General features: G+C 69.9%; 10 protein-coding genes. All 10 read right to left on the bottom strand.

What is annotated here, in order from left to right; genetic code table 11:
• Positions 1 to 75: 75 nt before the first annotated feature.
• The 10 genes from NDR87_RS03280 to NDR87_RS37650 are packed head-to-tail and all read right to left on the bottom strand — an operon-like array spanning position 76 to position 13205.
• Complete coding sequence (locus NDR87_RS03280; RefSeq protein WP_251908844.1) at positions 76 to 1164, bottom strand: hypothetical protein; 1089 nt, start codon at positions 1162 to 1164, stop codon at positions 76 to 78.
• Positions 1165 to 1200: 36 nt separating this feature from the next.
• Positions 1201 to 1788: a hypothetical protein gene (locus tag NDR87_RS03275; RefSeq protein WP_251908845.1), complete on the bottom strand. Its 588-nt coding sequence runs from the start codon at positions 1786 to 1788 to the stop codon at positions 1201 to 1203.
• A gap of 3 nt (positions 1789 to 1791) precedes the next feature.
• Positions 1792 to 5799 (bottom strand): LamG-like jellyroll fold domain-containing protein, encoded by a 4008-nt coding sequence (locus NDR87_RS03270; protein WP_251908846.1) that lies wholly within the window; start codon positions 5797 to 5799, stop codon positions 1792 to 1794.
• Positions 5796 to 7106 carry a baseplate J/gp47 family protein gene (locus NDR87_RS03265; RefSeq protein WP_251908847.1) on the bottom strand — a complete coding sequence of 437 codons (1311 nt, stop codon included), beginning with the start codon at positions 7104 to 7106 and terminating at the stop codon, positions 5796 to 5798. The genes NDR87_RS03270 and NDR87_RS03265 overlap by 4 nt, the downstream gene beginning before the upstream one ends.
• On the bottom strand, positions 7103 to 7501 hold the full coding sequence (locus NDR87_RS03260; protein ID WP_251908848.1) for a hypothetical protein: 399 nt from the start codon (positions 7499 to 7501) through the stop codon (positions 7103 to 7105). The genes NDR87_RS03265 and NDR87_RS03260 overlap by 4 nt, the downstream gene beginning before the upstream one ends.
• 6 nt (positions 7502 to 7507) lie before the next feature.
• Positions 7508 to 7825: a DUF4280 domain-containing protein gene (locus NDR87_RS03255; RefSeq protein WP_251908849.1), complete on the bottom strand. Its 318-nt coding sequence runs from the start codon at positions 7823 to 7825 to the stop codon at positions 7508 to 7510.
• Positions 7825 to 9486 carry a hypothetical protein gene (locus tag NDR87_RS03250; protein WP_251908850.1) on the bottom strand — a complete coding sequence of 554 codons (1662 nt, stop codon included), beginning with the start codon at positions 9484 to 9486 and terminating at the stop codon, positions 7825 to 7827. Before NDR87_RS03250 ends, NDR87_RS03255 begins: the two co-directional genes overlap by 1 nt.
• Positions 9474 to 9857, bottom strand: coding sequence for a hypothetical protein (locus NDR87_RS03245; RefSeq protein WP_251908851.1), 384 nt, complete (start codon positions 9855 to 9857; stop codon positions 9474 to 9476). The genes NDR87_RS03250 and NDR87_RS03245 overlap by 13 nt, the downstream gene beginning before the upstream one ends.
• Before the next feature lie 16 nt (positions 9858 to 9873).
• A complete protein-coding gene (locus NDR87_RS03240) occupies positions 9874 to 10374 on the bottom strand; it encodes a hypothetical protein (RefSeq protein WP_251908852.1) in 501 nt (166 codons plus the stop codon).
• Positions 10371 to 13205, bottom strand: coding sequence for a polymorphic toxin type 5 domain-containing protein (locus tag NDR87_RS37650; protein WP_251908853.1), 2835 nt, complete (start codon positions 13203 to 13205; stop codon positions 10371 to 10373). The genes NDR87_RS03240 and NDR87_RS37650 overlap by 4 nt, the downstream gene beginning before the upstream one ends.

The following is a 13205-nucleotide window of genomic DNA, read 5'->3' as shown; positions in this document are numbered from 1 at the left end:
GAACGGTTGAAATCCCGAGGCGCGCAGGCGAAACCACTCCCGCGCAAGTGGTTTCGCCGTCTCGGCGGACGCGGATCAGCTGCCGTCGGCCGTCACCGCCACATACATGCGCGCCGCGCCGTAGAGCTTGTCGTTCGACTCCTCGGTCGTGATGATGTCGAAAGCGTAGATATCGCCGGGCTTTTCGCGTTCGCCTGGCTCGACGGTGATGGTGAGCCACCGCTTCTCGCCCGGCTGCAGATAGACGCCCACCTCGTGGCTGGGCTCGCCGCAGTCATCGATGCTGACGTTCTCCAGCGGATCGGGCGGGCACTCATGATCGTTCAGGCCCAGGGCCGTCGCGATGCCCGCCGCCTCCGCTGAACCGGTTCGCAGCGCGACCGGTCGCAGCGCGACCTCCGCCTCGAGCGGGCAGCGGTCGGTGGCCGGAACCTCGACCAGCACCTTGCGAACCAGCCGCTGCCCCAGCGGCTTGGAATCGATCGAGATGTTGCGCTGCCCGTGATGGGTGTCGGACAGCAGGTCCAGCTTGTTGGTGACCGGCCGGGCCAGCAGCGCCTTGCCGTCGGCCGGATAGGTCTCGGCCGCGTCGAGTAGATGAACCTCGCCGGAGCCGCCGCCGATCGGATCACCGCCCCGGGAATAGACATTGACTCCGACGCAGACGTGACCGTCGTTGTACTTCTCGACATCGCCGGTCTGCGGCACCCAGAAACCGTCGCTGGCCACCACGACCTCGCTACCCGGTTCGAGTACACCGGCGAACGAACCGCTGAACGCGGTATCCCCGTGCTCCGGATCCGGCGGTGGGTCGATCTGGCTCACCGGCCCGATGGGACCCGCCGCGAAATTGGAGACCCACCCCTCCATGCTGATGCCCTTCAGCGCCGTGCGCTCTCCCCGGGGCTCGGTGGCGAAATCGCCGCGGTTGAACACCCGGACCAGCAGAAAGTAGGCGGTCCCGACGTGGACGACGCCGTCCCATTTGTTCTCGTCCCTGTCCCATTCCGCGACGTTCATGTACTTCGGCTTGTCGGTGCGGGTGACGAGCCGGATATTGGGACTGGCCCAGACGGCGGTGTTCTGCGGCAGGGGTCTGCCGCTTCCCTGATCGCCCGCGACATGGGGCACGACCAATCGTCCGTTCGGATTGAGTTCGGGCATTGTGTTTCCTTCTCTCTCAGTGGTTTTCGTGGATGTTCAGCTGGTGAGGCAGATCAACTGGAAGCCGTACAGGGCGACCACATCGGCCGGGTCCGCGCCGCTGAGGGTCGCCGAGACGAAGTACGAGTACTTCTGGTCGAGGCCCTCGGTCCCCGCGACGGGGGCCCGGGGCAGATCGAAGACCTGACTGGAGGTGGTCTTCGGCGCGGTGATCGTGACCACCGAGACCTGGGACGAGGTCGTGAACTCCTGCCGGATCAGCTCGATCTTCAGCGTGCCGTTGCCGGTGTTCTGGCCGAGCACGCGAAACGTTTTGATCGTTCCTCGCGCGGGCAGCGCCACCGGCTGCAGCCCGGCCGCGTCACCCTTGCTGGGCGCCTTGCTGGCGGTGCCGAGACCATGGACCCAGCCGTTGGTGCCGGACTGGGTCAGACCCGGTACCAGATTGATCGTCGCCTGCCGCTCCAGACCCGAGGCGACGGTGTCGAACGCCGCGGCGATATTGTCGAGATCGACCTCCAGCGCCTGGAATCGGACGTTGAATCCGTTGTCACCGCCCGCGGTGACGCGGTCGACGGCGTCGACCCATTTCTTGTGGCTGAAGGTGCGGGTGAACAGGCCCATGGGTCAGTCCTTTCGAATGCGACGCGCAAGCTGCTGCCCGCGCAGTCGGTAGGTGGGATAGGTGTAGGCCGGAAACGGCTTCAGATCGCCGGTCTGCAGTTCCGGGACGCGCGCGCGAATCTCGCGGGTGTCGAATTCCACCCCGATCGGATGTAATTCGTTGAGCACGTTCATGATTCGCTCGTACTGATCGCGGCGGATCAGGATCTTCACACCCGTGCGCTCCAGGTCCAGCAGCGGCTGGATCAGGCCGATCCGGACGGTGTACGGTGCGCGGGCCACCGGTGCGCGCACCCGAACCTGCACGGCGCCCGCGCGTTCGGCGGTGAGCGCGAGGACCTCGCCGGTGGATCCGTCGAGCCGGGCCGCCGCCTCGCCGGCCGTGCGCAGCGACCACTCCAGCCGCTTGCCGCCGGGCCGCGTCAGCGGCCACAGTGCGGCGACCCGCGGTGCCGACCCGCCGGTGACGGTGGCGACGGCATCGCCGCGGGCCGAACGCAGATCCCCGCTCAGCACGGTCAACACCGATCCGCCGAACGGCAGGATCGCCACCGGCGTTCCGGGCAACGCCGTCGAGACGGAGGTGAGGCTGCCGCCCTGCGGCCGCACGCGACTGATCCGGTTGCCGTCCCATTCGCCGATCTGCAGCACGCCCGTGGCCTCGTCCACGCGCATACGCATCGGATACCGGTCGAACAGGGGATAGGTGCCGGTCAGCGTGCGGGAGGCGGTGTCGACGGCCCACAGCGCCCGGCTGCCGGAGACGTAGACGGTCGTGCTGCTCGCCGCCACGGCCAGCGGGACATCCGGCAGATTTGGCGCGGAAACCCAGGCGCCCGTATCGATATTCACCGCCCGCAGTGTCTTGTCGTCGCAGGCGATCCATGCGGTGGCGCCGGAGGGATCGAGCGCCAGAGCCCGTCCCGGACTGGATGCCGGGATCGCCCACTGCTTGGTGACCGCGAGGCTGGCGATGTCGACGACGAACACCTGGGTCTGCGCCAGCACGACGAGCAGCGGCCGGGTCGGGTGGCCGACGATCCGCAGCGGCGTCGCGGGCAGGGCGGGTCCGACGGCGGCGACCGTGCGTCCGGGCACCGTGATCGCGGTGATCGTCCGGTCCGCGGCGCTGGCGGTGAAGACGAGTTTGCCGTCCGCGCTCGCGGCGATCCCGACCGGCGCGGCGCCCACGGGGATCGCGTCGCGTATCTCCCCGCTCACCGGATGCGGGTAGGTCAGCAGCGCACCGGTCGTCGAATCCAGCAGCGACACTGTCGAATTGCCCTGGTTCACGACGCAGACCAGAGCGCCCGCGAGCACGGCGTCCACCGGATTGTCGTGGCGCGCCGTGGCGATCGAGGCGACCTGGCCCTCCTCGACCTCGGCCGGACCGGTGAGCGCGATATGTCGATCACCACGGTGGGCGATCCGCACCGCGGTGCCGGTGTTGCGCACATAGTCGAAGCCGACGCTCTGGGCCAGTGCCGCCAGGCTCGCCGGGGCCAGCCCCGAGGGGCCGCCGTCGAGGACGAACGCCCGCCCCACACCGTCGAGTCCGGTGCCGTTCGGTGTCCAGCCCGAGACCAGCCGAATCTGGTTGGGGGAATGGGGCTGCACCCGTGCGCTCGCCGCGATGATGGCGAGCAGGCGCTGCAGCCGCGCGGCGATCGACGCCTGCATCCGGTTCGCGCCCGGCACGGCGACCACCAGCGCCGGATCCGACACGGTGAGCAGATGATCCGGCGAGTACGCACCGTCGTCCGGCGCGCCGGCCACCGATTCGTCCACGCCGATCCGGCCGTCCGCGCCGATCGATGTGCCCGCCCCGACATCGGCCGTGCCGATGGTGATTCGGCGCGTCGCGCTGTAGACCGTCCCGCCCAGCCGCGCCTCGATCTTCACGGTGACCTCGCCGGGCCGCAGGGCGCGCAGCGTGATCGTCGTGGCGGCCGGATCGCCGACGAGTTCCGCCCGGCCCGGCCCGGCCTGCAGCACCGACCAGCGCAGCTCGCAGTCCCTGGGCGGTTCGGGGAGCAGCGACAGTGGATATTCCCGTTGTGCGGCAGTGTCCTTGCCGTACCACTCGCCGATCGGGCCGACGATCTCGAGCGATGTGGTGTCCGCGACCGAGGCGTAGATGTCGTTGCTGCCCGCACGATGACGAACCCAGGAGAACCCGGCGCGGTGTGCCAGCGCGGCCACCCGAGCCCGGCGCGTTTTCGGATACGACAGCACGACCGCGCGGCCCACCGCACGCAGATCGGTCGCGGCCGGATCGTAGGCGCTGATCCGCAGATCCGGGAAATGGATGTCGCCCTCGTCGAGCAGCAGCCTGATCAAGGCGTCGAGCGCGCGGCGCACCGATTGCCGCATCCGCCGGTCCCCGGCGAACGTCACCGGCTGCGGCGAGCCGTAGGCGATCAGCCACCGCGGATCGAACCGGTCGTCGGCCACGGTGCCGCAGACCTCGGCCTCGGGCCGGCCCCGGCGGCCGCGGGCGTCGACGGATTCCCCAGGACCGAGGATGACCGGACGAATCGTCAACGCGTGCAGGCCGATCGGCGCCCGGTCGAAGGCATCGGAGACGGTGAGCGGGTCGCCGTAGTCGTTGATCGAGCCCACGACCTCGTTCAGCGTGGCGGTGATATGTGCCGGTGTCGGCAGATTCCAGCGCCGGAACACACGCAGCCGCTGCCGATAGCTCTCGTCGTCCTCACCCAGTACCGGTGCGAAGGTGCTCAACGCACGGCGGGAGATCCGCACCTCGTCGACCGTGCCGAGATACGCCCCGCTGAATCCGGGGGCGCCCTGGTAGCCGATCCGCAGCGGCGAGATGTTGGTGAGCGCCCCGAGTTCGGCCGGCGCCGAGGCGCGCAGCGCCCCGTTCACGTACAGCGCGACCGTCTTCCGTCTGCGGTCGAGGACGGCCGCGAGATGATGGAACCGGTCGACCTGGAGGGAGAGGTCGGCGTAGAGCCGGATCGGGCTCGCGGCCGATCCATCCGAAATCCGCAGCAGCACATTGCGATCGATGCCGCGGAAGGTCCCGATGTGCAGACCCCAGCCCGGCTTGTTCTCATCGGTCATATCGGTGTGCTTGGACAGCACCGCACCGGTCCATGCACCGGGCGCGGGCCGGGCGAAGCATTCGGCGGTGAGGCTCGCCCCCGCGGGCAGCTCGAAGTCGGGATGATCGGGCACGGTGATCTCGGCGGCGCCGTCGAAGCGCATACCGGAGCCGAATCTGCCGTCGACACCGCTCACCACGCCCGGACCGCGGGTGCCGGGATGACCCACGCCGGTATACGGCCGCGTCGCGTCGGCGACCGCCGAATCGGTGCCGCCGTCGTCGAGGTGGTAGAGCGCGATCGTGTCGCTGGTGAATCCGTAGGGCAGCGGGGGGAATCGCGGGATGCTCAGGTCGGAGCCGATCAGATCCAGTGACAGCCCGCCGGCGCGTGCGACGGTGCTGTGCTGGCGGATCCGGCGAAAATGGGCCGCCAGCACGTCACGATCGCCGCCGAGTACCCACAGCAGCGCGGCGAGATCGCCGAGCAGTGCGGTGAAGGTGAACGCGCTCTGTGCCGGGGGCGTGACCTCGCGCGTCGGCCCCTGCACCGCCACCGAGGTCAGTACCGCCGCGGCGGCATCGGGACCGAGGGGGAACAGCAGCGACGCGCCCGCCGGGGTTCCGGCCGCGATGGCGAGCGGGCCAGCGGTTTTCGAGGTGCCGCTCACCGAGTAGGTCACCGTCAGCGTCAGGTCCTCGACGATGTCCTCGGTGATCCGGACGAGGTAGCGGACGCGGGGGGCCGTGCCGTATCGGGCGCGGTGTTCGGAGAAGTCGTACGGTTCGAAGGCGGCCGTCCGGGTGGGCTCTCCGCCCGCGTACCGCAGTTCGAGGCGGTCGGCGCCCGCGGCGAACGGCGTGGTGAGCGTGCCCGCCATCCGGTCCACCGCGGCCGGATACAGCGGTGCGAGCAGGTCCGGTTCGAATCCAGCCGCGGTCATCGCCCAACCACCTGCATATCGATCAGGCCGCTGTCCTGACGGAACAGCGCGATCTCGGTCGGTCCCAGTGCGAGGTTCTCGCCCACCCCGGCCTCGATCGGCTCGGAGCCGAAAAGTTCCGTTCCGAAGGTGATCCGACCCAGTACCGGCGGGAATCGGCGCAGCCGTAGATCTCTCACGTCGACCACGCCCGGCTGCTCGGCGAGCACGCACATCACCTGCGAATACAGCACGTCGCCGCCGAGGCGCAGCAGTCCGATGCTGCGCGAGAGCCGATCCAGCAGCGCGGCCCGCAGTGAGTTGGCATCCTGGCCGCGCTCGATCACGACCGTGGCGCGCAGCCCGATCTCGATATGGTTGGCCTCGATGATGTTGGGATGGATACCGACCGGGCGCACCCGATCCACCTCGGCCCGCACGCGCTCGTAGATGCCCACGACCGAACCCGTTGTCCGCCAGGGTCGGGCGAATTCGTGCGCCACGACCACGTCGAAGAAATACGGTTCGCCGAATCTGCGCTCGCCGCTGAAGGCGCGCTCGCTGAAGAAGAACTGCCCGAAGAAGCTTTGCGTGACGTCGACGCCGCCGAGCGAATCCGACAGCAGCACGTCCACCACCCCGCGCACCCCGAGCGCGGCCGCCCGGACGCTCTGCAGCGTCCACATGTCGCGCGGAAATCCGAGCTGCCGATTGCGGAAGGAGGTGTCGTCCTCCAACTCCGAACCGCCGGTGAAGGCCGCCGGATTGACGGCCGCCACGGTCACGTTGTCCGGGAAATTCAGTTGTGCCCGAAGATAATCGGGGTCGATCCGGGTCAGGGCGCCGGGTTCGATATCGGCCTGCCACCCCGGTTCGAAGGCCCGCACGAGCACGGTGGCCTTGGGGGACTGGCTGGTGAGCGTCACCGGTGCGGTCGTGTAGTACGCGTTCACCGGCGTGGATCCGTCCAGCACCACGGTGCCCGCGGGCAGGGCGTAGACCTGCCCGGCCACGGCATTGGCTATCGTCAGCTCGGCGAGTCCCTGGGAGAACAGGTAATTGCGTCGCAGGCCGATGTCCTGGCCGAGCAGGTCCAGGTCGGCGCCGGAGGCGGTGGAGGCGAACTGGCTGTAGTACACGTCCTCGAGCCGCTGCCACAGCATGGCGTCCTCGTCGGCGGTGGCCTGCAGCAGTTTGGTCAGCACGCTGGTGCTGCCGAGGTCGACCTCGGGACCGAAGGCGTCGACCGCCCGCTGCTGCGCGGATTTCAGGATCTCGGCCAGACCCTTGAGGACGAAACCGTCCTTCGTCACGCCGTATTGCGTCATGCCGGTGCTCCTACGGTGGTGGTCAGCACGGCCGGGGCGCCGTCACTGGTGATGATCGACACCACGACTCCGAACACCCGGTGGTGGGCGTCGGCCTGCGGGTCGGTGATCTGGATATCGCGGATCTCCCGCACCCGGGGATCACCGCTGAGCGTGCGGACGACGTTGAGCCGCAGCAGATCCCGCATCTCGACCGCGCTCACCGGGGCGGTGAACACGGAGCGGTAATCGAGTCCGTAGCGGGTGTCGTAGCGGTCGTCGCCGAGTGGGGTCAGCAGCCGCAGTCCGAGCGCCTGAGCCAGGTTGGGTCGATCGGCGACGGTGGCGATCCGGCCGTTCTCGATGACGAGATCGCCGCTGTCCAAACGGATTCCGATGTTTCCGGCGGTTGTCATGCTCTCCTACCTCGCCTCGAGGATGGTCTGGCCCGGGTCCGGCACACCCAATTTCCCGCCGGGGGCGATGACCGCCGCGGCGGTCTGCAGCACCACGGGCTGCCCGCCGACCTTCAGCACCGTCGAGACGCCCGCGGTGAGCGGGCCGAGGGTCGTGCATTTGCCGGGCGGTGTCGCCGCCGTGCAGGCTTTGAAGTCCGCCTTCGGAAGATCGGTCCGCACCAGGACGGGATGGCCACCGACGGTCAGGATCGAGTTCGACGACACCGCGATCGGCCCATGGCCGCAGACCAATTGCGCGCCGACGACGACTACCTTCGCCATCAGCCCACCTCCACCGACGAGGCCGCGAGTTTGATGGTGTCGGCGGTCATGGTGATCTCGCCGCCGCTCAGGGTGATCGATGCCCGGCCGTTGCCGAGCGTCACGTCCTGGCCGTCGGTGACGACGGCCACCGAACCGTCCGCGGCGATGCTGACCGTCGTGCCCGCGGCGTGCTGGATGATCAGCGTCTCGCCGGTCGGGGGCCGCGGCCGCGCCCCGACCTCGGGCAGGATCGCCGCGCCGACCTCGAGGCTCAGCCCCACGGCCTGCACGATTCGGTGGCCGCTCGCATCGGTCAGATCGTTGACGCCCTTGCCCGCGGGCCTGCCCTCGGACACCTCCGTCGGTAGGCAGAGCCAGAAGTCGCCGGGCTCGTTGGCGGGCGGGCGGTGCTCGGCGCGGCGCGACCACAGGAATCCACCGGTGATCGCGTCGTCGACCGCGCCGTCGTTGTGCAGCAGCAGCGCCCGCATGCCCGGATATACCGGAACCATCAATCCCGTACGGTCCCAGGCGAATACCGACGCGATGGGCTTGTCGTGCAGGACCAGCCGATCGTCCACCGCATCGTCGACGCTCGAGCCCGAGCGCCGCCTGCCGTAGTCGAGCGTGGCCCGATGCCCGCCGTTGTCGCCCGACCCGGTCGCGTTGTAGGCGGCGACCTCCCCGATGTCGATGGCGGGGTGGTCGGCGAACAGCGACCGGGTCAGCGACTGGAAGTCGTCGGCCACCGCATGCGCACCGTCGACCGCGTGCGGCCGATGCGCGGCGTCGGCGTCGAGGAGGGTGAGCTCGCACCGATATCCGCCGCGCAGGCTGAACAGGTGCCGCACGGATTCGATGCGCAGCTCGGCGGAATCGCTGCCCTCCAGGTCGGCCCGGCCGCCGATCTGCAGGGTGGGATCGCCGAGCACGGTCAGTTCGTATCGGGTCGTGGTGCCAGCCGGTGCCTGCAGATCGGGAGAACCGCTGTCCCAGCGGCGTTTGGCGACGATATTCTCCTCGGCGCGGAATCGGGCCGGGGGCGCGGGATCGCGGCCGGCGCCCAGCACGGCCTGTCCGGCGCGCACGGCCAGCGGCACACCGGCTCCGGCCGCGAGCGTGCCGAGCGCGCTGAGCGCCGTGCCCGCGGCGATGGTGAGGTCGCGGGCGGTTCCGTCGACACCCTCGTGGGCGATGCCGACCTTGGTCTTGCGGGCCAGGTCGGCCAGGATCTCGTCGATGCTCGACGCACCCGGCTTGTGATACGGGTAGTCCTGTCTGCGCAGCAGATATCCGGCCAGTTCGAGGCCCTTGATCCGGGTGAGCAGGCTGCCGTCGGCCGCGACCTCGTTGCGGGTCTCGGTGATCGCCCCGACCAGCACGGTGGCTCGGCGGGTCGCGGGCTGGTCGAAGTAGCCGAGCTGGATCTGGACGAGAATCGGCCGGTCGGAACCGGATCGGGTGCGGGCCCGTTCGGCGAGATCCTTGGCATTGTCCAGCGGCAGGTCCCACAGGGTGATCTCGAAGGTCGAGGGATGCGGTCCCAGGGTGGCGTTGGTATCGATCGCGGCGTCGATCAGCAGATCGCCGGACAGCGCGTCGTTGGACACCCGCAGGAACGGCGTCGCGTCGGCGGGGTCGGTGCGGAATTGGAGCCGGTACCAGATCACGAAGCCCATCGCAGCGCGACACCTCCCACCACGGACGAGCCGTGCGCGCCGGAGCCGTTGATATTGAGCGGGTGCACGGCGAGTTCGGTGAACACCAGGGCCAGTTCCCGCGCCTGGTACTCCAAATCGGGAACGAGCTTGCGGCGGAACAGGACTCGGGTTCGCCCTGCCTCCTCGGTGGTCACCGCGAGGGCCAGGAACGCGCCTGGGCTGGGGAGCGCCAGCGGTTTCGGTTGGGCCAGCAGTGTCTCGTCGGTGACGTTCACATGAGCCGATAGCAGGTAGATGCGCCCGCCGAGGGAGATTCGCACGGCCTGCGGGAAGCCCTGATCCGCGTCCAGCGGCAGCCGCAGATACCGGTGATGCAGCGTAGTCGTCATGGGTCTTGCCTTTCGTTCACAGCGGTACCGCGGGCACCGCGGGCACCGCGGCCGGTGCGGCGGGACCGCCGAAGATCGCACTGCCCGCGGCGAGCGCCAGATCGGCGATCTCACCCGCGATCGCCGTGGCCCGGCCGCGCGGGACGTGCTCGAGGCCGAGGGATACGTCGATGGCGTCGCGCTTGTGCACGCTCTGGGTGAAGCGCAGATCGGTGATCTGCATGTCCAGGCTGATGGTCAGTCCGCACACCACCGGAATCCCGGTCGCGGCGAGGGTGGTCGCGGTCGCGGCGACCAGCAGCCGGGAGTTCAGCGCCAGCACCTCGAGTGCCTTTTTGGTCACCAGTCGCTCGGGACCCAGCAGCATGGCCTCGATCGCGATGGCCTTGCGGGTGGGTGCGACCGCCTGGGAGAACTTGCTGTCGCCGATCCGCTGAATCTGATACCCCTCGGTCATCGAGATGCTCTGCACATACAGCAGTGGGACCGGGCCGATCAGTACCGGTTGTGCCGTCATTGCTCCGGTTCCTTCCGTCGTCGTCGCACGGGTTCGGCCGCCTCCGTTGGTGTCGGGTCGATTTCGATGCGTGGGCCCGGCTCTCCGATTCGCACTCGGGTCGGTTCGGCCGCGTCGGAGGCGATCCGATACCGCACCCGCCGGGCACGATCGAATTCGGCGGGATCGAGCAGGCCCTTGGACACCCAATCCACCGCGGTCTCCGGATCCACCGGGATGCCCCGGATGTCCAGGGCCGTGTCGATGCTCATGAATCCGCCCCTGGCCGGATGTTCGATGGTGCTGGCGGCCAGCCGATTTCGGTAGGCGGACATGACCACCAGCCGGTCGCTGCCCGCCGTCGACAGCGATTTGGCGCTGGCGAGGTGGCCCGCCTCGACGATCTCGGGATGCTCCAGCCAGTGCGCGAAATCGCCGGTCGTCGAGCGCAGCGATCCGGTCTCGTCCAGCAGGAAGCTCAGGGGGTGGCCGGGATCGGCGCGCAGGGCCGCGGCCACCTCGCGTCGGAACGCGTCCTTGCTCGCGATGGCGCCGATCCGGCCGAGCGCCGCGGCGGGGACCGTCGGCCGCGTGCCGGGCCGCAGCGTGCCCTGCACCGACTCGGCGACCTCGGACAACCAGTCGGCATCGTCGAATCCCGCCGGATCGCCCGCCGCCAGCCGCTCGAGCAGTTCGTGATAGCGCTGCGAGCCGAGCCGCCGCTTCGCGGCCGCCACCCGCGCCAGAAAGTGTTCGTAGCGCGAGGTATTCGAGCCGAACCTCCGCGCGGTGGGCGCGAGGGCGTGCCCGCCCGCGTCGATCACGAAGCGCAGGGCGCCGCTGGCCCGGGCCACCCGTGCGAACTCGGCGGGCGGCAGCTCGCGCAACTGCTCGGCGGTGAGCCGCCCGGCGACCCGCAGCAGATCCGACAGCTCGGGAGCGGGGATGTGGCGCAGCACACCCGCGACGACGGGGCCGGACCACCGCGGCGCGGTGGTGGTCAATTCGAGGACGCGGTGCGCACCGGCGAGCACGTCCTCGGCCAATGCGATCGCCGGGCCGAGGGATTTCTCCATCGTCCGGGCGATGCGCAGGGCGCTCAGCAGTCGCTCCCCCGACGCCCGCGTCTCGGCGTTCACGGTCACGAACCGTGGCAGTGCCCTGGCCCCCCTCGGCGCGTGCCGCACCAGCCGCAGCACATCATCGGCATAGGGCTTGGGCAGCAACCACATCAGCCTGCCGACCTCGCCCGCGTCCTTCAGCCGCATCGACGCCGCGAGCGCCTCGAACAGCCTGGCCTGGGCGGCGACCCGCTGCGCGATCTCGGCCGCGCGCAGCTCCGGTGCGGCGGTCACGAAGGCGGCCAGGATCTCGAGCAGCAGCACCCGCGCGACCCGCCGCAGCAGCGCCGCGCCGATCGCACCCGGCTCCCCGGCCAGTTCCTCGATGTGCTTCAGCCCGAGCAACGCCCTGCGCCCTGTCGTGCCCGCGCTGGCCAGCAGCGCGCGGACCCGCGCCAGCGCCTCCGGATCCGGCGGGCCGACGACCGCGGGCAGGCCCGGCACCGGGACCGGCACGATGCCCAAGGCGCGGCACAGCAGGAGATAGAGCTCGTAGAGCTTGGGCAGGCTCCCGCCCAGTTCGATCGGCAGCAGCGGCAGATCGGCCAGCCCGGCGACCGTGCCGCGCAGCCAGTCGTAGGTGATGCCGACGAGCTCGACCACGTCGACGGCCGAGAGCGGATGTTTCAGCTGATAGGCGACGATGTCGAGCAGATCGGCCGGTTCCAGCGGGGTCAGCGGCACCTGGTCGCCGACCGCGAGCAGCAGGCGGAAGGTCGGCTTGTCGAACTGGCCGAACAATTTTCGCAGCGTGCCGTCGGCGGCCAGCGGCGCGAGCAGGGCATCCAGTTCGCCCGCCGAACCGCAGGAGGCGATCAGCTCGACCATGGCCGCGTCGAGCTGATCGGAGTCCACCCCGCGCACCGCCCGCTCGGCCAGGCGCGTGAGCGCGAGCAGATATCGCCTGCGATCGCCGAGGCTCATGGCGGCGAACAGCGAACGATCCAGTGCGGCCAGCAACTGCGCGACGCTCGCATCGTCGGAATGCTCACGCCCGATGAGCGACACCACATCTCGCACATCGGCCGCCGACAGCGCGGCCGGATCGGTGCGGTCGGCCAGCCTGCGCTCGATGTTCTGTCCGGCCCATTCGGTGGGGGTCTGCGCGGCGTAGCGGCGGTGGAGCCGAATGCCCTCGGCCGTGGTGACGAGCAGCGGTTGCAGGCTGGCGTCGCTGACCAGGGTCGCGCCGGTGGCCGGGGCCGTGGTGGCCGTGCCCTCCCAGCCGGGCTCCCGGCTGATCGCGGGGGCGAACGCTCCGAAGTCGGTGGCATGCAGCGGGGTCAGCAGCGGCCGCACCAGCAGGCGGCCGGGCGACGCCGTGGTGAGAACGGCAAAACCGCGCTCCCCGAACAGATATCGACCCCAGTGCACCGCGCGCACCGGATCGCCGGTCTCGACCTCGAGCTGCCCGCCCGCCTTCACCCACTGCGGCACATCCCGGCCCAGGGCGAGCACCGGGCTGGTCCCGGTCGGCCCGATCCGCAGGGTGTCGCCGAGGACGTGCAACACCCGCTCGCGGGGCAGTGCACGCTCGGCGGCCGATTCGTCGAGATCGGCCGGATGTCGCGGCGACCACGAACGGTCCTCGGCGCGGCTTTCCAGAATCGCCTGGTCGATGCCGCGGCGGATCGCGATCTCCACGCCGCGGGGGTTCTCGAGCCGCGCGGCCTCGGAGAATTCGATGGAAATCGACGGCGCGGGAACGGTTGCCGGATCTCTGGTGTCCAC

Origin of the sequence: Nocardia sp. CDC159, from assembly GCF_023740735.1 — a bacterium.
Lineage (GTDB): Bacteria > Actinomycetota > Actinomycetes > Mycobacteriales > Mycobacteriaceae > Nocardia > Nocardia pulmonis.
Note: the sequence above shows the minus strand (reverse complement) of the source record. Positions and strands in the feature narration are given on the sequence as shown.